16 protein-coding genes and 4 pseudogenes are annotated in these 20730 nt (G+C 70.5%); 5 read left to right on the top strand and 15 right to left on the bottom strand.

The window, feature by feature from the left end:
- Nucleotides 1-210, top strand: a 210-nt coding sequence (locus tag ABTZ58_RS38120; RefSeq protein WP_351367487.1) for a DUF2071 domain-containing protein, incomplete at its 5' end; no start/stop codon positions are given.
- A gap of 173 nt (nt 211-383) precedes the next feature.
- On the opposite strand, the pseudogene ABTZ58_RS38115 reads toward ABTZ58_RS38120, so the two are convergent.
- From ABTZ58_RS38115 to arfA, 8 genes and pseudogenes are all read right to left on the bottom strand, one after another.
- Nucleotides 384-692 (bottom strand): annotated as a pseudogene (locus ABTZ58_RS38115) (transposase); the annotation flags it as partial.
- A complete protein-coding gene (locus ABTZ58_RS38110; RefSeq protein ID WP_351367484.1) occupies nt 668-844 on the bottom strand; it encodes a hypothetical protein in 177 nt (58 codons plus the stop codon). The gene ABTZ58_RS38110 and the pseudogene ABTZ58_RS38115, both read right to left, overlap by 25 nt.
- Before the next feature lie 67 nt (nt 845-911).
- A pseudogene (locus tag ABTZ58_RS38105) lies at nt 912-1040 on the bottom strand (transposase); the annotation flags it as partial.
- 72 nt (nt 1041-1112) lie between these two features.
- Entirely contained in the window at nt 1113-1775 is a 663-nt protein-coding gene (locus tag ABTZ58_RS38100) for a hypothetical protein (protein WP_351367481.1), read from the bottom strand.
- A gap of 776 nt (nt 1776-2551) precedes the next feature.
- A complete protein-coding gene (locus tag ABTZ58_RS38095; protein ID WP_351367478.1) occupies nt 2552-3469 on the bottom strand; it encodes a carbohydrate ABC transporter permease in 918 nt (305 codons plus the stop codon).
- The gene (locus tag ABTZ58_RS38090) at nt 3466-4320 is read right to left on the bottom strand and encodes a carbohydrate ABC transporter permease (protein ID WP_351367475.1); all 855 of its coding nucleotides are present in this window, start codon (nt 4318-4320) and stop codon (nt 3466-3468) included. Before ABTZ58_RS38090 ends, ABTZ58_RS38095 begins: the two co-directional genes overlap by 4 nt.
- A 124-nt stretch (nt 4321-4444) precedes the next feature.
- Nucleotides 4445-5803, bottom strand: coding sequence for an ABC transporter substrate-binding protein (locus ABTZ58_RS38085; RefSeq protein WP_351367472.1), 1359 nt, complete (start codon nt 5801-5803; stop codon nt 4445-4447).
- Nucleotides 5804-5861: 58 nt separating this feature from the next.
- Entirely contained in the window at nt 5862-7367 is a 1506-nt protein-coding gene (arfA, locus tag ABTZ58_RS38080) for an arabinosylfuranosidase ArfA (RefSeq protein ID WP_351367469.1), read from the bottom strand.
- A 302-nt stretch (nt 7368-7669) separates the two neighbouring features.
- On the opposite strand from arfA, the gene ABTZ58_RS38075 reads away from it, so the two are divergent.
- Nucleotides 7670-8740 (top strand): LacI family DNA-binding transcriptional regulator, encoded by a 1071-nt coding sequence (locus ABTZ58_RS38075; RefSeq protein ID WP_351367466.1) that lies wholly within the window; start codon nt 7670-7672, stop codon nt 8738-8740.
- Here ABTZ58_RS38075 and ABTZ58_RS38070 read toward each other — a convergent pair.
- The 5 genes and pseudogenes from ABTZ58_RS38070 to ABTZ58_RS38050 all read right to left on the bottom strand — a co-directional run.
- Nucleotides 8713-8844: pseudogene (locus tag ABTZ58_RS38070) on the bottom strand (Hsp70 family protein); the annotation flags it as partial. The gene ABTZ58_RS38075 and the pseudogene ABTZ58_RS38070 overlap by 28 nt on opposite strands.
- A gap of 236 nt (nt 8845-9080) precedes the next feature.
- Nucleotides 9081-10058: a hypothetical protein gene (locus tag ABTZ58_RS38065; protein WP_351367463.1), complete on the bottom strand. Its 978-nt coding sequence runs from the start codon at nt 10056-10058 to the stop codon at nt 9081-9083.
- Nucleotides 10059-10096: 38 nt separating this feature from the next.
- A complete protein-coding gene (locus ABTZ58_RS38060) occupies nt 10097-10378 on the bottom strand; it encodes a hypothetical protein (protein ID WP_351367460.1) in 282 nt (93 codons plus the stop codon).
- A gap of 98 nt (nt 10379-10476) precedes the next feature.
- Complete coding sequence (locus tag ABTZ58_RS38055; RefSeq protein WP_351367457.1) at nt 10477-11163, bottom strand: response regulator; 687 nt, start codon at nt 11161-11163, stop codon at nt 10477-10479.
- Nucleotides 11135-12439, bottom strand: a complete 1305-nt coding sequence (locus tag ABTZ58_RS38050) for a histidine kinase (RefSeq protein ID WP_351367454.1) — start codon at nt 12437-12439, stop codon at nt 11135-11137. The genes ABTZ58_RS38055 and ABTZ58_RS38050 overlap by 29 nt, the downstream gene beginning before the upstream one ends.
- A 348-nt stretch (nt 12440-12787) precedes the next feature.
- Between ABTZ58_RS38050 and ABTZ58_RS38045 the strand changes: the two genes are divergently transcribed.
- Together ABTZ58_RS38045 and ABTZ58_RS38040 are read left to right on the top strand one after the other, a co-directional pair.
- On the top strand, nt 12788-13516 hold the full coding sequence (locus ABTZ58_RS38045; protein WP_351367493.1) for an ABC transporter ATP-binding protein: 729 nt from the start codon (nt 12788-12790) through the stop codon (nt 13514-13516).
- Nucleotides 13516-16092 carry an FtsX-like permease family protein gene (locus tag ABTZ58_RS38040; RefSeq protein ID WP_351367451.1) on the top strand — a complete coding sequence of 859 codons (2577 nt, stop codon included), beginning with the start codon at nt 13516-13518 and terminating at the stop codon, nt 16090-16092. Before ABTZ58_RS38045 ends, ABTZ58_RS38040 begins: the two co-directional genes overlap by 1 nt.
- 1102 nt (nt 16093-17194) lie before the next feature.
- Here the strand turns inward: ABTZ58_RS38040 and ABTZ58_RS38035 are convergent.
- Both ABTZ58_RS38035 and ABTZ58_RS38030 read right to left on the bottom strand, forming a co-directional pair.
- Nucleotides 17195-17407, bottom strand: a pseudogene (locus tag ABTZ58_RS38035) (IS5/IS1182 family transposase); the annotation flags it as partial.
- 1402 nt (nt 17408-18809) lie between these two features.
- Nucleotides 18810-19745: an alpha/beta hydrolase gene (locus ABTZ58_RS38030; RefSeq protein ID WP_351367490.1), complete on the bottom strand. Its 936-nt coding sequence runs from the start codon at nt 19743-19745 to the stop codon at nt 18810-18812.
- Nucleotides 19746-19832: 87 nt separating this feature from the next.
- Here ABTZ58_RS38030 and ABTZ58_RS38025 point away from each other — a divergent pair, with 87 nt between their 5' ends.
- Nucleotides 19833-20246 (top strand): MarR family winged helix-turn-helix transcriptional regulator, encoded by a 414-nt coding sequence (locus ABTZ58_RS38025; RefSeq protein WP_351367448.1) that lies wholly within the window; start codon nt 19833-19835, stop codon nt 20244-20246.
- Nucleotides 20247-20730 lie beyond the last annotated feature (484 nt).

Raw genomic sequence — 20730 nt, 5'->3', positions numbered from 1 at the left:
CTCGGCATGCTCTGGGAGACGCCCGTCGAGCACGAGCCGTGGCCGCTGGCCGACGCCGCTGTCGACGTGCTGGAGGAGACGCTCACCACCGCGGCGGGCCTTCCCGCCCCTCTCGGCGAGCCCTTGGTGCACTTCTCGGAAGGAGTCCGGCATGTCCGGCTGGGACCCTCCCGGCCCTGTCTCCCCGGACCGGGCCTGACCCCCTGCTGACTCGACGAGCCCTCGTTCGTCGTTCTCGAACACCTTGTAGGCCGGCCCGTCGAAGCCGTTATCGGCCAGTTCCTTGACCCGGGCGGCATCGCGCTGCATTCGGGCCGTCCGGTTGCCGGGCAGGTCCGCATCGATGCTTGAGGCGATGCTCCTCGGCACCTGGAACCTGGAGAACCTCTACCGGCCCGGCGGCAGGCGTGAGCGACCTGGTCGGACGGCTGCGGGATGACCGCACGGATACCCCGGCGCCGCAGGTGGCTGCGGATGGCGCGGGAGGAGTACGCGCGGTCGGCCAGAACGGCCAGGGGCCGAGTCCGGGGCCTGCCCGGGCCCCTGCGGGCTACGCGGATGCGGGACATCACCGTCTCAAAGGCGGGTGCATCACCTGCCTGACCCGCGGTGACGGTGAAGGCGAGGGGCCGTGCGCGGCCGTCTGCGGCCAGGTGGACCTTGGTGCTCAGCCCGCCGCGGGAGCGTCCGAGCGCGTGATCGGCGGGCTCGCCGGAGTGGGCCGCCCCCCTTTGAGTGCTCCGGCAGCGTGCTGGTGGGCCCGGACGACCGTGGAGTCCACCGGCACCGTCCAGTCGATGTCGTCGTCGGCGTCCGCCGACGCCAGGACGGCGGTGAGGATCATCTCCCAGGTGCCGTCGACGGCCCGTCTGTTCAGCCGCTCGGGAGCGGTCTGGAACGACCCGAGCTCGTGGGGAGGTCCCCCAGGGCGAGTTGGTGCGGTACTTCCACGCGATGGCCTCAAGGGTTCGGCGGTGGTCGGCGCATCGCCGCCCGGGGACCGGATCAGCCGGCATCAACGGCTCGATCCGGCCCCACATCACATCAGTGATCACTAACCGGACAGACACATCCGATCACTGACCAACCCATCAAAGAGACACGCGCTAGTCCTAAGAGTGAGACATCCCAGGCAGGCGTCGCCTGAGGTCTACACGCAGGTCCTCCCTGATGTAGACCTCGATGTACTCGTACAGCCATGGCAGGCTCGCGAGCTGCGAGAAATGGCGAGTGAGCGCTTCTCTCGTTGTGCGGGCATCGGTCAGGTTGGCCACCCGCCACAGTGACAGCGGTCGGGAGTCCGTACCGGCCACCGCGTGCTCGACGTGGAAGAGAGGCTGGAGCGTGTCAGCCTTCACGAGTTCACCGGAATCGTCGACGAGTTGCGTCGCGCCGATGAACGTGACGCGCTGTGCGGCCGGGTCCAGGCGCACCTGCTCAAGGACCAAGCCGTAGTCGGGGCCGCCGATCCACGGATGCTGCATCGATGCGCGTACGAAGACTTCCACTCCGTCGTCACCGGTCGGCTGCTCGCCCCAGATGCGCACGCTCCCGGGCTCCATCACCGAGGGCAGATACGGCGCGGGATTGCGGGCTTTGCGAACCTCCATGTCCCACAGCATGTCGCGGGTCATTGTGAAGGGGGTGGGTGCCTCGTAGCTGTTCGCGATCACCTCGTTCACATCCAGCGGAGGCAGTGCCGAGTGCGTGTAGGCCGGGTCGTTCCACACGCGCTCGAATTCCGCTACGTGATCGAGTAAGCCGCTCTGCTCCATCGTCTCCTCCTGCGCATGTCAGGCACGGGCCGAGGGGGCCAGTGAGCGTGCCGCGCCCGTTCCGAACGGGACCGTCGCTCTCCTCGCGGTGCTTCCGCGTCCTGGCCCGCGCTCCTCCCGATCTCGTCGCTGCTGGTCCCGTCCCGTTCTTCGCGGCCTCGATTCTTATGATGGAACGGTTGAGCGCCAGGGTGGGCGTAGGCAAGGATCACTTTGTCAAGTTTCGATGCGCCCCCCAACGACCGTCTCTTCACAGGTCATTGAGCCGTTTCGACGTCATGCTGATGACTGGTGAAGGACGAGGACGCTCCTCACGAGGTCGGTGCTGCAGCGGGGCTTCCGCAACAAATGCCTTCTACGACGCTCCCTCCACCTCGACAGGGTCCTCGACCGCCAAACCCTCAAAGCCCTCCTCGACCCGGCGCTCCCGCCCTCCGCGCAATCCCCCGACGGACGATGACCATTCCAGTGATAAGCGACGCCGAAGCCGCCGACTGGCTCACCGCCACCGCGGCCGGGGAGATCCTGACCCACGTCCGGACACACCACGGGCCCCGGGGAGCGAAGGTATCCCCGGGGCCCGGTGTATGGAGTCGAGCTGTTCGGCGGCGGTGGGACGACGCCACGTGGGCAAGGGCACCAGACGCCCCGAAAGCATCACTGGACGCGATCAGCTCAAAGGCGGATCACGACTTCAGAATGGAACGGCCAGCCCGGCCTGGCTCGGCAGCCCGCGCCCCCTGTTCCGCGTACGCTGCACGGTTGGCCCTCGGTCCTCAGCCCTTGAGGCCCGACCGGGAGACACCCTCGATGACCCAGCGCTGGGCCACGACGTACAGCAGCAGGACGGGCACGCTGGCGATCACCGCCCCGGCCATCAGCAGGTCATAGTGGATGCTGTTGGCGTTCTGGAAGTTGGCCAGGCCCGCGGGCAGGGTGAGCGAATCGGGGCTGAGCAGCACGTACAGCGGCCACAGGAAGTCGTTCCAGTTGGCGAGGAACGACAGCATGCCGAGCGTGGTCAATGCCGGTTTGGACAGGGGCAGGACGACTTTGAGGAAGATCTGCCACCGGTTGCAGCCGTCCAGTTCCGCGGCCTCCTCCAGTTCGGCCGGCACGGTGAGGAAGAACTGGCGGAGAAAGAACACCCCGAACGCGCCGGCCGCTCCCGGGACGATGACCGCGGGGAGACTGTCCACCCAGGCCAGCTCGTTGACGATCAGGAAGTTCGGGATGAGCAGGACCATCGGCGGCACGAACAGCGTCGCGACGATCGAGGTGAAGAACACCGTCCTGCCCCGGAACCGCATCCGTGCCAGGGCGTAGGCAGCCGGGGTCGCGGTGACCAGGACCAGAGCCGCGTGCGCGGCGGCGGCGAGGACGCTGTTGGCGAGCCAGCGCAGGACCGGACTGTCCGTGGCGCTGAGGATCTCCCGGTAGGCCTGCAGCGTGGCGGGGGAGGGGAACCACTGCGGATCCGTGGACCCCGCGGCCTCCCCGGTCTTGAAGGAGGTGACCACCATGTACGCGAGCGGGCTCAGGTACAGCGCCGCCACGACGGCCAGGACCAGGTGGAGCAGGGACCGGCGCAGACGCCGCGTGGCCGCGAGGGGCGGGCCTCCCGCCTGGCTCCGCCCGTCGGCGTCGGGGTGCCCCCCGGCCGTCCGCCACTGCTTGGTCTCCGTGTGGGTCATCGTCCCTCCTGACGCTCGCGGAAGACACGGAAGACCACCGCGCTGGCCGCCATCAGGGCGAGCGCCAGGATGAAGCTCATGGCGGACGCCGACCCCATCTCGAAGCGCCGCAGACCTGTTTCCGCGATGAGGAAGATGGCGGTCTTGGTCTCGTCGGCGGGAGCCCCGCCGGTGATGATGTACGACTGGCCGAACATGTTGGCCGAGGCCAGGAGCGTGGAGTTCACGACGAACAACGCGACCGGCCGCAGCCCCGGGAGTGTGACGTGCTGGAAGCGCTGCCAGGCGCCGGCTCCGTCGACCTTGGCGGACTCGTACAGTTCGGCCGGGATGTCCTGCAGACCGGCGAGGTAGATCACGGAGTTGAAGCCGAGCGTCCACCACACGGTCACCAGGACCAGGGCCCACCAGGCGGCAGGGGTGTCGGTCGTCCACTGGATGTCGTCGGGCAGACCGATGAGCCCCAGGTAGTGGTTGACCAGGCCGATGTTGCCGTCGAGCAGGAACCGCCACAGAAGACCGACGACGGCCACGCCCAGGACGTACGGGGCGAAGTAGACGGCCCGGTAGAGGTTGCGGCCGCGGAACCTGCCGTTCATGAGCAGGGCGGTGAACAGCGGCACGATCAGCAGCAGGGGCGTCGAGAGCAGGGTGAAAATGCCCGTGGCGCGCATGGCCTGCCAGAAACGAGGCGCGTCCACACTCCCTGGGTCGAACAACTCCCGGTAGTTGTCGAGTCCCACGAAGGGCTTGGCCGGCAGGTTGATGTCCCATTGGTGCAGGCTGATCCACAGTCCGTAGCCGATGGGGATCACCACGAAGGTGAGGAAGAGCACCAGGTACGGTGCCATGAACACATAGGGTGTCCACCACTGGTAGGAGCGTGAGACAGCCCGGACCGCGGTGAGGTCCGCGTCCCGTTCTCGCGGGTCCTTCGTGGCGGACGGGATTGTCAGCCGTCGCACCGGGATCGCCTCACTTCGCGTACTTCTGCTTGTTGTCGGCCAGGATCTTGTTGGCGGTCTTCACCCCGTCGGCCAGTGCGTCGCCCGGCGATTGCTGGCCCAGAACGGCCTTCTGGACGGCCAGTTCGAGTGCCTTGCTCTGCACGTCGCCCAGGCCGGGGAGGGCCGGCAGGAAGCGGAAGACGTCGACATTCCGGGCGAGCGGGGTCTGCGGCAGACGGGACACCTCGGGAGTGGCGCGGACGCTGTTGCGAGCCGGGATCATGCCGGCCTGAGCCCACTCCGTGGAGCGCTCACTCATGTAGTCGATGAAGAACTTCGCGGCCTGCACCTTGTTCTTGTCCCGCCCGGCCTGGGACGTCAGGACGAAGTTGTGGCTGGCCGTCCACACCGCGGGCGTGGACCCGATCGTGGGCAGGGACGACATGTTCCACTTGATCCTCCTGGCGGTCGACTTGAGGTCGTTGATCTGCCAGATGCCGTCCCAGGTGAAGCTGACCTTGGCGTTCTTGAAGGCGTTGTACTGGGAGTCCTGCGCGACCTGCCCAGGGCTGTAGCCCTTGCGGATCTGCTCGGTCATCCAGGCCAGGGCCTCCTCGCCCGCTTCTGAACCCCACAGGGCCTCGGTGCCCTCCTCGTTGTACAACTCACCGCCGAACTGCCACAGCAGGCTCATGAACATCAGGTGCGCCGGCCACTTGTTGGGCATCCAGAAGGGCTGGGCGATGCCGGCGGACTTCAGTTCCTTGAGCGCCTCCTCGTAGCCGGCGCGGTCGTCCGGGGCCTTGCCCAGTCCGGCGCGGCTCAGGTGCCGCGCGTTCCAGTAGTCGGCCAGGCAGTGCACGTCGAGGGGGACGCTGTAGCGCTTGCCGTCGTAGATGCCGGCCTGCCACACCGCGGGGATGAAGTCGGACTCGGTCAGCTTCAGGGCGGAGACGACGTCGTCCAACGGCATGAGCGTGCCGCGCACGGCAAACGTGGCGATCTGGTCGTTGTGGATTACGGCGATGTCCGGGCCCTTGCCCGCGCTGATGGCGGTGGGCATCGCCGGGTAGAGGTCCTCCCAGCGCCGGGTGGTGTTCTTGACGGTGATGCGGCCTTCGTACTTCTTGTTGAAGGAGGCGAGCATGGCCTGCATGTGCGGGCCGTCGCCGCCGGTGAAGCCGTTCCAGTACTCCAGGGTGACCTTGGGGCCCTTGTACTCGTCGCCGCTGAAAGCGGGGGTGTCGTCGGTGTCGTTCTGTCCGGCACCCACCTTGGTGCCGCCGCCGCACGCCGTGAGGACACCGGCCACGGTGACACCGGCGGCCGCGCCGAGGAACGTCCTGCGGTGGACGGCGGACGAGGGGGAAGCGGTGCTGTGCGTCATTTCCTGCTCCTGAGATGGGTATGCGGTGTCGAAGGGGGCGGCGGTGCAGTGGAGGGGCTCAGGCCGCGGAAAGGCGGATCATGCTCCAGCTGACCGGGGGGAGGTCCGCGCTGAGGACGTGTTCGTCGATCTTGGTGCCGCTGACGTCCCGCGGCCGGACCCGGTCGGGCGCGGCCTCGGTGTTGGTCGCCGCGCGATCCGTGTCGTGCAGGATGACGTGCTCCGCGACGCGGTGCTGGGGGAAGGCGCGCAGGTCGACGGAGAGGGCCAGCTCCTCCCGGGCACTGCGGTTCACCGCGAAGAGCACGACCTCCTCGCTTGCCTCGTCGTGGGTGGCGGTCGCCCACAGGGCGGGAACGGGGCCGTACTTGGCCGTGTCGACGAGCGGGGAGTCCGGCTCCACGCGCAGCACGGTGCCGCGGGCGTGGCGGGCCGTGCGGGCGAAGGGGTGGAAGATCGTCTGGCGCCACGCGGGGCCGTCGGGCCGGGTCATGATGGGCGCGATGACGTTGGCGAGCTGGGCCTGGCAGGCGGCTCCCACGCGGTCGGCGTGCCGAAGCAGGGTGATCAGCAGGCTGCCCACGACGACGGCGTCGGTCACGTCGTAGACGTCCTCGATGAGTTCGGGCGCCTCACGCCAGGGCAGGGAGGACTCGCCGCCGAACCGGTGCTGGTACCAGACGTTCCACTCGTCGAAGGACAGCTTGATCTTCTTGTCGCTGCGTACCCGCGCTCCCACGTGATCCGCGGTCGCGGTGATCGCGGAGATCATGCGGTCCATCTCCTCGCCACTGGCCAGGAAGGAGTCGACGTCACCGTTCTCGGGCTGGTAGTAGGCGTGCAGCGAGATGTAGTCGACGAACTCGTAGGTGTGCTCGAGGACCGTCGCCTCCCACGCGGCGAAGGTGTCGATGTAGGCGTTGGAGCTGCCGCAGGCCACCAGCTGCAGATCCGGGTCGAAACGCTTCATGGCGCGGGCGGTCTCCGCCGCCAGGCGCCCGTACTCGTGCGCGGTCTTGTGGCCCATCTGCCAGGGGCCGTCGAGCTCGTTGCCGAGGCACCACATGCGCACGTCGTGCGGCCGGTCCACGCCGTGGGAACGGCGCAGGTCGGACAGGGCGGTGTCCTGCGGGTAGTTGGTGTACTCCAGCAGGTCGAGCGCCTCGGCGACGCCGCGGGTGCCCAGGTTGAGGGCCATCATCGGCTCGACGCCGGCCTTGCCGGCCCAGGCCATGAACTCGTTGAGTCCGAAGGCGTTGCTCTCCAGACTCCGCCACGCCAGGTCCAGCCGCCGGGGCCGCTCGGACACCGGTCCTACCCCATCCTCCCAGCGGTAGTTGGAGACGAAGTTGCCGCCCGGGTAGCGCACGGTCGTGACGCCGAGTTCCCGCACGAGGTCCAGGACGTCGGTGCGGAAGCCGTCCTCGTCGGCGGCCGGATGCCCGGGCTCGAAGACACCGGTGTAGACGCACCGGCCCATGTGCTCCACGAAAGAGCCGAACAGCCTGCGGTCGACGGTGCCGACCTCGAAGGCCGGGTCCAGAGTGAGTCGCGCTGTGACCATGCGGGGGAACTCCTGGGGGTGTGACGGAGGGGAAGCCGGCCGCGGCCACCGTCTCCTTTCCGCTGCCGCGGACAGGGGCGGAACGGGGCGACCACGACACACGCACGCCACCGGTGCGTCGCTTGTGGGGAGTACGATTACATCGTTGAAACAGCGTCGTAAAGTGGTCGGACAACAGTTGCTCGAATCGTGGCCGTGACTGCGGGCGGGACGAATGGTGACCGTAGCGATCAACCCCTGTGCCAGGGTGGTCCTCGCCGCGTGAGTGAAGGCGCCCCCGGAGGCGCAGTGGAGGTGATCTGGTGGCAGCCAGTCTCAAGGACGTCGCAGCCCTGGCCGGAGTCTCGGTGAAGACCGTGTCGAACGTGGTGAACGGCTACACCTACGTCGCCCCTTCGACCCGGGAGAAGGTCGAACGCGCCCTGGCGGAACTGGACTACCGCCCCAACCTGTCCGCCCGCAACCTGCGCCAGGGACGCACCGGTGTGGTCGCCCTCGCCCTCCCCGAACTCGACGCACCGTACTTCGCGGAACTGAGCCGTTTCGTCATCGACGCGGCGACCGAACGGGGCTGGACCGTCATCATCGAGCAGACGGACGGGCGGCCGGAACGCGAACGGCAGGTCCTCGAAGGGATCCGTGAGCAGCGCATCGACGGCCTGATCTTCAGCCCGATCACGGTCGGGCGCGACGAGCTGGCCGACCGCAACGACTCCACCGCGCTGGTCCTGCTCGGTGAGCGGATCGTCGAGGGCCCGACCCACCACGTCGCCATCGACAACCAGCGCGCGGCGAAGGAGGTGACCGAGCACCTGCTGTCGCTCGGACATACCCGCATCGCCGCGATCGGGCGTCAGACCAGCCCGAACGCGAACACGGCGCACCTGCGGCTGGCAGGCTACAAGGAGGCACTGGCCTCAGCCGGACTGGCCTACGACGAAGCGCTCGCGCCGCCGACCGACTCCTACCACCGCAGGGACGGCGCGGAGGTCATGACGCGGCTCCTCGCCCTGAACGAGCCGCCGCAAGCGGTCTTCTGTTTCAACGACCTCCTGGCACTCGGCGCCCAGCGCACCGCACTCGCCCAGGGCCTGCGCATACCCAAGGACGTGGCGGTCGCGGGATTCGACGACATCGAGGACGGCCGCTACAGCACGCCGACGCTGACCACCGTCTCCCCGGACAAGGAACAACTCGCCCGCGTCGCGGTCGGGATGCTGGAGCAACAGATCTACGGCTCCCGGCACACGGGCAGCCGCCCGCTTCCGCGGGAAGTGACGGCGGCACACAGGTTGCTCGTGAGGGAGAGCACGAGTGGTCATGGTTCCGCGTGTCAGCTCCCAGGCGCGTCGGTCACCTCCTCGCCCAGGTAGGCCTCGGCGTCCCGCTTCAGCTTCTGCAGCACGAAGGCGCTGATCTGCCGCGGGTTGAAGGGCTTCCCGTCGAGCTCGATCTTCCAGTCCGTGCCCATGCGCCTGCACGGACGGGGTGGCACCGACCACGGGCGGGCAGTCGATGCCGAGAAGCAGCGCAGCACCGTCGAGCGGTGCATCAACCGCCTCAAGCAGCGGCGAGGCATCGCCACCGCTACGCGAAGACCGCCACCATCTACCTGGCCGGACTTCACATCGCGGGCCTCTTCCTCTGGTCCACCCGATGATCCAGACGAAGCTGCCTATGCCGCGGGCGGGAATCGGTCCCGCACCCGTGCCCTCACCTGCCTCCGCCGGAACCCAGGCGGAGGTAGGCGGCCGTGAGGTACGTGTGCGCCGGGGGCAGGGCGACGGCGGTGCACAGGAGCGCCGCCGTCGCCACCGGGGCGAGCACGCCCGCGGCGTGCGCGACATAGGTGTTGGGGGTGAGACCGGTCAGGACCGCGTCACGTGCCGCGGAGTGCAGCGGCTCCGCGAACTGCCGGACCAGTAGCCAGACGGCACTCGTGCAGGCGGCACCGAGCAGCCAGGCACCCAGCAGCCAGGGCAGCGCGGCACGGTGCCGCATCAGGTGCCACGAGCGCCGCAGCGCGGCGCGGGGCGCGAGGCCGTCCACGGCGCTCGCGGCCGGGGCGAGCAGGAAGCCCGCGCGCAGCAGGACCGTCGCCGGAGTCAGCATCAGCGCGATCCCGGTCGGGGTGAACGGCCCGTCGCTGCCGAACGGGTCGACTCCGGGAACGGCGTCGACCGCGAGACCGAGCCCGACGCAGAAGGCACCGCTCGCCAGCGCCGCCGACAGCACCAGGGTGCTGCGCAACACGTAGACCGCCGCGAGTCGCGGAACGCGGGAACGGGTGCGCCGCCACAGACCGCGCGCCGTCAGGGACGGGCCCCGCGGGGCGGTGACACACACCGTGCACGCCGCGTGCACCACCGCCGCGACGAGGCCCGCGGCCAGCAGGAGGACGGGCACGGCGCCGAGGGCCGGCAGCAGCACCGACTCGGGCTGGGCGAAGTTGGGGTCCTCGGACCGTTCGGCCGCGAGCTTGTCGTGCCACGCCTGCGTGAAGCGGGGCCAGGCCAGGGCGAAGGCCGTCACGGTCGCGGCCAGCCCCGTCGCACAGGCCAGCACGACAGTGCCGAGGACGAGCGGCGGCAGGGACCGGCCCTGCCGCCGCAGGGCCCCGAAGGCCGGTCCCAGGCGGTCCGCGGCGACGTCCCCGGTGCGGTTCCGTACCGATTGGTCCGTGGGCCTCACGTCCGAAGTTCCGTCCGGATCCCCGCCGGCGCGTGCCGTCACCGCTGGAGGCGGTCGACCGCCTGCTTGGCCTCCAGCAGGCCGGCCCCGGTGGCCTCGCGGTACTTCCTGATCGCCGGTATGTGCTGTCCGGCACGCACCAGGGCCGCCACCTCCGCCAGGTCGGGGTCGTCGTCGGGCACGCCGTGGTGCCGCATGAGGAGGTCGAGCCTGTGGTCCAGCCGGGCGATCCGCCGGTCCAGCCGGCGGGCCCGGCTCTCCAAGGTCGCCATGACCGTCAGTCCGACGAGGACGACGAGCAGACCGATCAATGTGTGCATGACAGTGCCTTTCCGGTGGGGCGGGACGGGCCGGAATCGGCGGCGTCCGGGAGGGGGAATGGGCGCTCCGGGCACGGCGTGCCACGGCCCCCGGGACATCAGGGCTGTTCGGGTCCGCGGGCCGGGCGCGGCTCCACCAGGCCCGAATCGTAGGCGAGGACCACCGCCTGCACCCGGTCGCGCAGGCGGAACTTCTCCAGGATGTGCGCGACGTGCGTCTTCACCGTCGTCTCGCCGATGTTCAGTTCCACGGCGATCTCGGAATTGGACAGTCCGCGCGCCAGGACCCGCAGCACGTCCAGTTCACGGCCGGTCAGCACGTCCAGACGCGGGGGGACCGGGGGAGCGGCGTCCGAGGGGAGGCGGGCGAAGCGCTCCAGCAGGCGCCGGGTGACCCGGGGCGCGAGCACGGCCTCGCCGGCGGCCACCGTACGGATGGCCGAGACCAGGGAGTCGGCGGGACCGTCCTTGACGAGGAAGCTGCTCGCCCCGGCCCGCAGGGCGTCGACCACGTGCTCGTCGAGGTCGAACGTGGTCAGGACGACGACCCGGCTGGGCAGACCGCTCCCGGCGATCAGCCGGGTCGCCTCGACCCCGTCCATCCGCGGCATGCGGATGTCCATGAGGACGATGTCCGGTGACAGCCGCCGGGTCGCCTCGACGGCCTCGTGGCCGTCGGCCGCCTCGCCGACGACCTCGATGTCGGGCTCCGCCTCCAGGATGTAGCGGAAGCCGGTCCGGATCATCGGCTGATCGTCAGCCAGCAGGACGCTGATGGATCCCATGGTGCGCGGTTCCCCCCTTGTTCGCGATGCCGTCGTCCTCGGGCACGTCCAGGACGGCGTGGACGCAGTAGCCGCCGCCCGGGCGGCGGCCGGTGTGCAGTGTGCCGCCCGTGGCGGCGATGCGCTCCCGCATCCCCAGCAGACCATGACCGGAGCCCTCCGCGGTCACGTGGGGTCCGGCCGGGGCCTCCCCGGCGCCGCCCGGCCCGTCGTCGCAGACGCGGACGTGCAGCCGTCCCGGTTCCTCCTCCCACAGCAGCCGCACCCGGGCGTGGGTGGCGCCGGCGTGCTTGACGGTGTTGGTGAGCGCCTCCTGCACGACGCGGTACACCGTCAGGTGGCAGCCCGCGGGCAGCGCCACCTCGGGGCCCGACACCTCGTAGTCGACGTCCAGGCCGGCGGCCCGCACGGCGTCGACGAGGGCGGGCAGCGCGTCGATGGTCGGCTGGGGCGGCTCCTTCGACGGTGCGCCCTCCGCGTCCTCCTCGGTGCGCAGCACGTCCAGCAGCCGGCGCAGCTCGGTGACGGTGTCCCGGCCCGTCTGCTCGACGGTGGCGTGCAGTTCGTGCGCCTTGTCGGGCGACCGGTCCTGGATCCGGTCGGCCGCGATCGTCTGCACCACCATCAGGCTCACGTTGTGGGCCACGATGTCGTGCAGCTCGCGCGCGATCCGCGCCCGTTCCTGCATCACCGCGGCCCGCGCGTTGGCGGCCTGCTCGCGTTCCAGGGCGGCCGCGCGCTGCATGGCCTCGTCCCGTACGGCCGTCCGGGCCCGGGACAGCCGGCCCAGGGCCCACGCCGCCAGCAGCAGCACGGCGTCGGTCAGCAGCGCCGCGAGCCGGTGCCCCGCCGGTGCGAGGAAGGCCTCCGCCAGCGCGCTGAGCGGAATGAACACGGCCGCGACGAAGGTCGTCACCCACGGCGAGCCGCGTACGGCCGTCAGGAACACGGCGGTGGCCACGGCCAGGTAGGTGGGACCGATCGACGTGCCCTCCGGCCCGGCGAGCTGCGGGACGTAGGACAGGTGCTGCAGCGTCCCGGCCGCGACCGCCATCACCAGCAGGCCGGCCAGCGGCGCGCGGCGGTGCACCGCCAGGGGGAGCGTGGACAGCAGCACCAGCACGAGCCACCACTCGTCCGGCTGTCGCAGGGACACGCTGTCCGGGGGGACCGCCTGCGGCAGGGCGAGGCACGCGGCCGCCGCCAGGACGGCCAGCGTCAGGTCCGTCACCGCGGCGGGCACCTGGCGGCCCGCGAGTGACCCCGGTTCTTTCATGCTCCCACGGTAAAGGGCCTGCTCATCCGGCCTGCCCCCTCTGGGGTCGGAATCGCGTGGCCGCCTTCCTTCTCCCGGTCTCCTCCCTGAGGAGGAGGAGCGCCGCGCACGGGGTGGCGCTGTGCCCAGCGGCCTCGTCCCGGTGGCGGAAGCGCCGGCGCGCCTCAGCCGCCGGACGGAGCGGGCGATTCGACGTACCGGCGGAGGCCACGGGCCCCGGACGCCGGTGGACTGGACACATCCCCGCACCCGTCGACGATCCAGAGGCAGCACATGCTCGGAGCACGCAGCCGGAAAGCCACCCCCGGCGCCCCCATCGGCATCGACCCGTCACTCACCGCCGTACGCATGACCCAGGTGACCAAGAAGTACGGTCGCGGGCCGTCCGCGGTCGTCGCACTCGACGACGTCAGCACCGGCATCCCCGCCGGCGGCTTCACCGCCGTCATGGGCCCGTCCGGCTCCGGCAAGAGCACCTTCCTGCACTGCGCCGCCGGGCTCGACCGGCCGACGTCCGGAACCGTCCAGCTCGGCGGGCAGGATCTCGGCGGGCAGGATCTCGGCGAGCTGGACGAGAAGCAGCTCACCCGGTTCCGCCGGACCCGCATCGGCTTCGTCTTCCAGGCCTTCAACCTGCTGCCGTCGCTCACCGTGGAGCAGAACGTCACCCTGCCCCTGCGGCTGGCCGGAACGCAGCCGGACCGCGACGCGCTCCACGGGGTCATGGCCGCGGTCGGCCTCACCGGGCTGCTCGGCCGGCGCCCCTCGCAGCTCTCCGGCGGACAGCAGCAGCGGGTCGCCATCGCCCGCGCCCTCGTCACCCGCCCCGAAGTGATCTTCGCGGACGAACCGACCGGTGCGCTCGACCCCGACACCGCCGACGAGATCCTCGCCCTGCTCAGGCAGGCGGTGACCGACCTGCACCAGACCGTGGTGATGGTCACGCACGACCCGGTCGCCGCCCAGCACACCGACCAGGTCCTCTTCCTCGCCGGGGGACGCGTGGTCAGCCGTGTGGACTCGCCGTCCGCCGCCGAGGTCAAGAGCGTCATGACCGAGCTGCGGAGGACCCGCTGATGCTGCGGATCGCCCTGGCCACCCTGCGCGCCCGCGGCGGGGCCTTCGCCGCCACGTTCACCGCGCTCCTGCTCGGCGCGGCCGTGATCAGCGCCTGCGGAGTCCTGCTGGAATCCGGCCTGCGCTCCACCCTGCCGCCCGAACGGTACGACAGGGCTCCGCTGATCGTCGCCGGCCGGCAGTCCGTCGACCTCGACGTGAAGTCCGCCGACGGAACCGACTACCGCAGCTCCCAGCCGCTGCTCGAACGCCCGCGCCTCGACGCCTCCCTGGCCCGCGACCTCACCGCGGTCGAGGGGGTCGCATCCGTGGTGCCCGACCGCCGCGTCACGGTGCGTCTGCTGGCCGGAGAGGGTGCCGTCACCGGCGCCAACGGGTCCCTGCCGCAGGCGCACACCTGGTCGAGCCGCGTCCTGGGAGGCTTCCGCCTCACCGAGGGGCACGGCCCCCAGGGGGCCCACCAGGCCGTCCTGGACACCCGCCTCGCGGCACGCGCCGGGGTACGGACCGGTGACACCGTCCGGCTCATGACCGCCTCCACCCCGCTCACCTTCCGGGTGGCCGGACTGGTGGCCCTGGACCGGGACCGCACGCCCCGCCAGGCGGTCCTCTACGTCTCCGGAGCCGCGATGCAGCGGCTCGCGCCCCACTCCGGTGCCTCCGCCGACGCGTTCGGCGTGTTCACCACGCCCGGCACCGCGCCCGCCACGGTGGCGCCCGCCCTGGAACGGGTACTGGCCGGACACCAAGCGGCCGTGTACACGGGGGACGCACGCGGTGAGGCGGAGTTCACCGACATCGCCGTCGGCGCGGCCAACCTCGTGGGACTGGCCACCGCCATCGGCGGCAACGTCCTGCTCGTGGCCGTGTTCGTGCTGTGCGCCACGACGTCCCTCGCCGTCCGCCACCGCCGTCGCGAGATGGCCCTGTTGCGCGCGATCGGCACCACCCCCGGGCAGCTGTACCGCATGATCACGGCGGAGTCGGCGGTGGCGGGCCTCGTCGCGGGAGTCCTCGGCTGCCCGCTCGGCGTCGGAGTCGTCCACTGGCTGAGCGGGCAGTTCGCCGGACGGGGCCTGGTGCCGCCGGACTTCCGGCCGGTCATCGGCCCGCTCCCGTTCCTCACCGCCGTCGGCGCCACCGTCCTGACCGCGGTGGCGGCGACCTCCGTCGCCGCCCGGCGGGCCGCCCGCGTCCGCCCCACCGAGGCGCTGCGCGAGGCCGCCGCCGAACCGGCGGGCCTCGGCAGGGGCCGCCTGATCACCGGCGGTGTACTGCTCGCGCTGTCCGTGTCCGCGCTGGGTCTCGGCCTCGGCTACCGGACCGACTTCCTCACCCTCGTAGGACTGGCCAACTCCCTCGTCCTGCTGCTCGTGATCGCCGCCGCGGTCCTCGGACCGCTGATCGCCCGCGCCGCCACGGCCGTCCTCGCACCGCTGATGGACCGGACCGGTGTCACCGGCTGGCTCGCCGCGGTCAACTCACGTGCCGGGGCCGCCCGGACGGCGGCCGCGATCACCCCCATCGTCCTCGCGGTGTCCTTCGCCGCGACGGTCGTCTTCACCCAGACCACCCAACTGAGCCGGTCCGCCGACGAGATACGCTCCGGCACCGTCGCCGACCACGTGGTCACCGCGCCCGCCGGCATGTCACCGGAGTTCGCGCGCCGGGCCGCCGAACTGCCGGGGGTGACGGCCGCCACCGGTGTGGTCCGCTCCACGGCGATCGGCGTGGGTTCGCTGCTCGGCACGGAGGAGACCGTCTCGCTGACCGCGCAGGGACTGCGACCCGCGGCCCTCTCCGCCACCGTCGACCTGGACGAACGGGAAGGAGACCTCTCCGCCCTGGCCCCGGACACGGTCGCCCTCAGCACCACGGCCGCCTCCTGGCTGGGACTGGGCGTCGGCGACCGGGCCCGGCTGTACCTCGGGGACGGCACGCCCTTCACCGGCGAGGTGATCGCCGTGTACGGGCGGGGACTCGGCTTCGCCGACCTCACCTTCGACCACGACCTGCTGCTGTCCCACACCACGGCGGGCCTGGACCAGGCGGTGCTGGTCCGGTCGGCCCCCGGCGCCGACGGCGACACCGCGCGCGAACTGTCCGCGCTGGCACGGGCCTACCCGGGTGCCACGCCGAGCGGCGCACTGGCCGCCGACGCACAGGTGGCGGAGCATCGGGCCGTGGCATGGGTGAACTACGTGGTGGTCGGGGTCATCCTCGCGTACACCGCCCTCACCGTCGTCAACACGCAGGCGATGAACACCGCCTCCCGGCGCAGGGAGTTCGCTCTGCTGAGGCTGACCGGCAGCAGCCGGGCGCAGGTGCTGGGGATGGTGCGGCGGGAGAGCTTCGCGGTGGTGGCGGTCGGAGGGGTCCTGGGCACGCTGCTGTCGGTGCCGCCCCTGACCCTGGTCACCCTGGCGCTGACGGGCGGACCGGTTCCGGCCGTGCCGCCGCTCGGCTGGCTCGCGATCGTCGGATCGACGGCGCTGCTGGCCATGGCCGGCGCGATGCTGCCCACCCGCCTGTTGCTGCGCGTCCGCCCAGTGGAGGCGATCGGGACGAAGGAATGACGGAGGACTGCGGGATGAAGGAATGACGGTGGAATGGCGAGCAGTTGGCCGTGCTACCGGCACACCGACAAGCCGACCTCACCAAGTGGGAGCAGGCCAGCACCGCCTCACACACGGGTGCGCTGTCCGATCTGCGCAAGCACGGCCTGGTGGAAAACGGCGGGCAGCTCCCGGGCGGGGACAGGCTGCGCAACCTGACGCTGAGGGCGGTGGCGAGGGGGCGCAGTCCGCCGTGGGCTTGCCGGTCGTAGATGGCCATGCGGTCTGGTGCGGCTGCTGTGAGGACGGCGGAGGCGAGGGCGTCACCGGTGCGGAAGGTAGGTGCGCGAGGGCGGCGCGGCCGGCTTGTGCTGCTGCGCTGCGGCTGAGGGAGGTGTCCCGGGCGGCTTTCGCGGCTGTGGCGGTTGCGCGGCGTGCGTCGGTGTCTGCGAGCGCCATGAGTTCGGCCGCCCAGGGTGTGTCGGCTCTGAGCCGTTTCCACATCAGCAGTGCTCCGATGTCGGCTTTGCCGATGCTTCCGCTGGTGCATGCACGTTGGGTCACTTCTTGCAGGGTCTCGTCGCGGTATGGGCTGACGGTGTCGGTGCAGGCCTGGCGGGCGGTGGCGAGGCGCTGCCATTGTTCGGGTGCGAGGGCGAGCGGTTGCTCGGCCACAGCTTGCTGCTCCCTCTTCTCCTGGGGGATGAGGCAGGGGGTGGTCAGCCGCTGGCTGGGGGTTCCCGGAGTGCTTGAAAGATGCGCGCCGGGTGTTCGTCCTGGGGGTTGTCGGGGTCTGCTGCAGGGGCGTGGAGGAGTGGGCCGAGGCGGCTGTACAGCGCGTCGAGGCCGATGAGCGCGTCAAGGCTATGCAGGGTGTCCCTGTCGATGACGGGGAACGGCGACCGGTCGGGCGAGAGTAGTACGGCGAGGAGGGCAAGCGGGTCCCACTTCTGGTCGAAACGTTCGTTGATCCAGGTCCGGCAGGCCTCGGAGTCAGTGTGGCGCCATGCCCAGATGAGCGTGATCTGCAGCTCGGTGAGTTCGTCGATGGGCGGCGTGCGGAGGTGGCGAGGTGCCGTGCGATCTCGTGGCTGATCAGTGAGCGGGCCTCACCGATCCAGTCGGGCGTGGCCGCTGCCTGTGTGTGATCAGTTCGTCCGCCCGCGGCAACAAGCAGCACCCGGTCTTCCAGAGGCAGACTCCACGGCCGGCCCTTGCGTACCGGGTCCGTACCCTCGCGCCTCAACGTGGTGATCAGCTTGCCGAACTGCCTCGGGCTCAGCCCGGTGAACGATGCTATCCAGGACGGCGCCGACGCCGTGATCACACCAGCCACGAGCAGTTAGGGTGCCTCCGTCGAGCCGACGGACTGGAGACGAATGATGGCGCACGACGAAGCCCTGCAGCTCGCGGCGGCATTTCTCGCTGGCAGGGATCCGTTCGAGGGGGATCGGCCCGCTGACGCGTGAGCCGCTCTCGGTGGGCGGCACCCTGATGCCGGGGACCTCGATGAACACGGGGCTGCGGTGGCGGTACTTCTCGCACCGGGTGTCGATGGCCTCCTCGACGCGGCGGAAGAACTCCATGCCGTGTCCGCGGCCCAGGCCGGGGGTGCGGACGCTGGCCGGGGCGACGGCCCAGACGGGCCCCGGGGCGGTGTCGGCCAGGGCGTCGTCGGTGAGGTGCTCGGGGAAGGGCGGCCAGGCGGCGGCTGGCGGCGACCGCAGGGATGTTCAGGCGGCGCTTCCACGGCTGGCCGTCGGTGGCCGCGGCGACGACGAGCGGCTGGTCGGGTTTGGCCAGCAGGACGGTGGCGACACCCTTCCAGGAGGTGGCGAGGAGGGTGGTGGTGGCGTTCACGGTCAGCGCGTGGCGGCGGGAGTGCCCGCTGGCGGCGGTGCCGATGGTGATACAGGGCAGCAGGTGGCGCACGATGCCCTTGCGGTCGGGTGCGGCGGGCAGTTCGTGGCCGATCGCGGCCAGGCGGCCGTCGGTGCACAGGGCGAAACGAACGGGGGCGCCGTTGTTGCGGGGCCACTCGAGTGCGGCGAGTTTCTCGGCCAGGCGCCAGCGGGCGAGTTCGCCCGGCCACCAGCCGCGCGAGCGCTTGCCGGTGCTCGGCGGCGGGGACAGGACGGCGCAGCGGGGCTCGGCCCGGGCGAGGAGTTCGGCCAGCTGTTGGCCGACGCGTCGGCCGTCGGGGTCGGGGACCACGGCTTCGGCCCAGTAGCGGAACACGTCGCGCCGGTCCTCTGCGCTGATCGGCGCCGCGCACAGGAGTTCGTAACAGCCGTCGTTCCACTGCCAGCGCGCCCGGTGCCCGCCGCCGCGCGCGCAGGACACACTCCAGCGCCCGGTAGGGCGGCTGCACGTCCAGACCGGTGCTGACGTTGCGTTTGTACTCGCGCGAGAGCTCCATGGCCAGGTCTATGACGGGGGCGTCGGGCCGGTAGGCAATTACCTCAGTCAGCGGGAGCGGTGCGGAACTGCAGCAGGCGGGCCTGCTTGCGGGCGACGCTGTCGAGCGGGCGGCTCATGCGTACTCTCCCAGGTAGGCGTCAAAACCCGCGCGCAGCGCGGGGAGCAGGTGCTGGGCGTGGGCGTACTCGGCGATTTCCTCGATGGTGTGGCCGTTCCAGCACGCCCGGGACGGGCAGCAGCCGATCCGGCGCTGTGCAGCAGGTGCCGCCCTTCGGTAGCTAGGGCGGTGGCCGCTTGGGCTGGCCGGTTCGGGTGCCTTACAGGTTGTTCGTGTAGAAGCTGGTGAGTCGTTCGACGGCGGCGTCGACGTATGCGGGTTCGTCGTACATCTCGTAGTGGCCCGCGCCGTCGATCACCATGAGGTCGACGGGGTTGGGGGCCAGCTTCCACAGCTGCATGCCCATGTCGTAGGAGCCGGTGTTGCCGATGCGTCCGGCGAGGATGACCTGCAAGGGCTGGGTCATGAGCTGATCGGCCAGGTGGAAGGCGTCGTAACCCAGCAGGAGGGAGTCGCTGCGCAGGAGGCGCCGGTTCGTGGAGTGTTCGTTGCCGCCGCGCTCGGTGCGGTAGTAGGTGATGGCCTGAGTGGTGTCGATGTCGGTCAGGCCCGCTGCCGCGGCGTCCTCGAGGGTGTCGGGCAGCCAGTTCACGCGGGTCATCTCGCCGGAGCGGGCCTCTTCGGTCCGTGCGTCCGCGAGGGCGTCGAGTGCTGCGGCCGGACCGTCGGGGGAGCAGCTGCGGAACGCGTTGCCGATGTTGACGGGGACGACCGTGCCGACCGCTTTGATGCGATGGTCCGTGCGGGCGGTGTGCACGGCGTAGCCGCCGCCGGCGCAGATGCCGAGGACGCCGATGCGCTGCGGGTCGATGCCGGGGGTCGTGGTGAGCAGGTCGATGGCGTAGGAGATGTCCTCGCCTCGGCGGTAGGGGTCTTCCAGGTCGCGGGGCTCGCCCTGGCTCTGGCCCTGGTGTCCGGGGTCGAGGACGAGCGCGGCGATGCCGCGGGCGGCGAGACGGGAGGCGTAGTTGGCGCCGATCTGTTCCTTCACGCTGCTGCCTGGGGTGGAGAGCACGACGGCGGGCAGCGGTGTGCTGCTGTCGGCGTTGTCGGGCAGGTGGAGGTGTGCGGCGAGGTTGATGGGGCCGCGCGGGATCGTGAGGTGCTGGATCATGCCTGGCTTCCTTCGTGAGATTGTTGTTCCATAGGAGTCCAGTACGAGACCATATCTTGTACGATCCCTAACTAATACGAAACTGTACCACCTGAATGGAGGGGCCGCATGTCGGTCGACGGGGCGCAGCTGTGGACGCTGAACCAGCGGCTGCTGGCAGTCGTGATGGATGCCTGCACAAAGGAGCTGGCCGAGCTCGGGTTGGAGACGAAGGAGTTCTTCGTCCTGGCCGAGGTGGAGGCATCGCCGTACCCGGCCGAGATCGCGACCGCGCTACTGCTGCCCAAGGCCAGCGTGACGGTCTACGTCCGCAACCTCGTCACCAAGGGCTTCATCCGCCGCGAGATCGACGAGGCCGACCTGCGGCGTCACCGGCTCGTACTGACCGACGAGGGCACGAAAGCACGCGATCGAGCACTTGCAGCCCTCGCGGCGGAGTACGACCGCAGGCTGGCAAGGATCACTCCGCACGACCGCACCGAGCTGCAGCGCATCCTTCAGGAGATGCTCTCGCCCGCATGAGTCCATAGTCACGAGTTCGCCTGCCCCGGTGAAACCCTGCTCGCAAGTGAGTCGCCGGCACTCCGAGTCCTGCTCGGCAGCCTCGCCACCGCCCTGGGAGCCCTCTGAGCAGCCCAGACGCTGACCTAACACGACACCGCCCGGGGCCGTGCCAGGTAGCGGCTGGGATGCCGACATCGGCGAACGGGCCACGGACACGGAGCAGTTCAAGTGGACAATGGACAAGATCGAACCCTGTCCATAACTTCGGCTCCGCAGCACAACCAGGCCGCACATTGGGCACGGACTTGGAGATCCTTCGGCGGATCTGTTTGACCAGCGGGTAGATCGCGATCCCGGAGAGCGCGGTCGCTGTGACGCCTATCAGGATCCACAGCCATAACAGCACCACGGCCACGCCACCATTGCCGATGGCCAGGTCTCGGGTCCGGGCCCGGTACGTTTCCGCCGGTCATACGTGGGGGACTCGCCGACTGTGGTGGCG

Source organism: Streptomyces sp. NPDC094143 (genome assembly GCF_040303825.1).
GTDB lineage: Bacteria > Actinomycetota > Actinomycetes > Streptomycetales > Streptomycetaceae > Streptomyces.
This window is presented reverse-complemented; position numbering and strand designations above follow the sequence as displayed.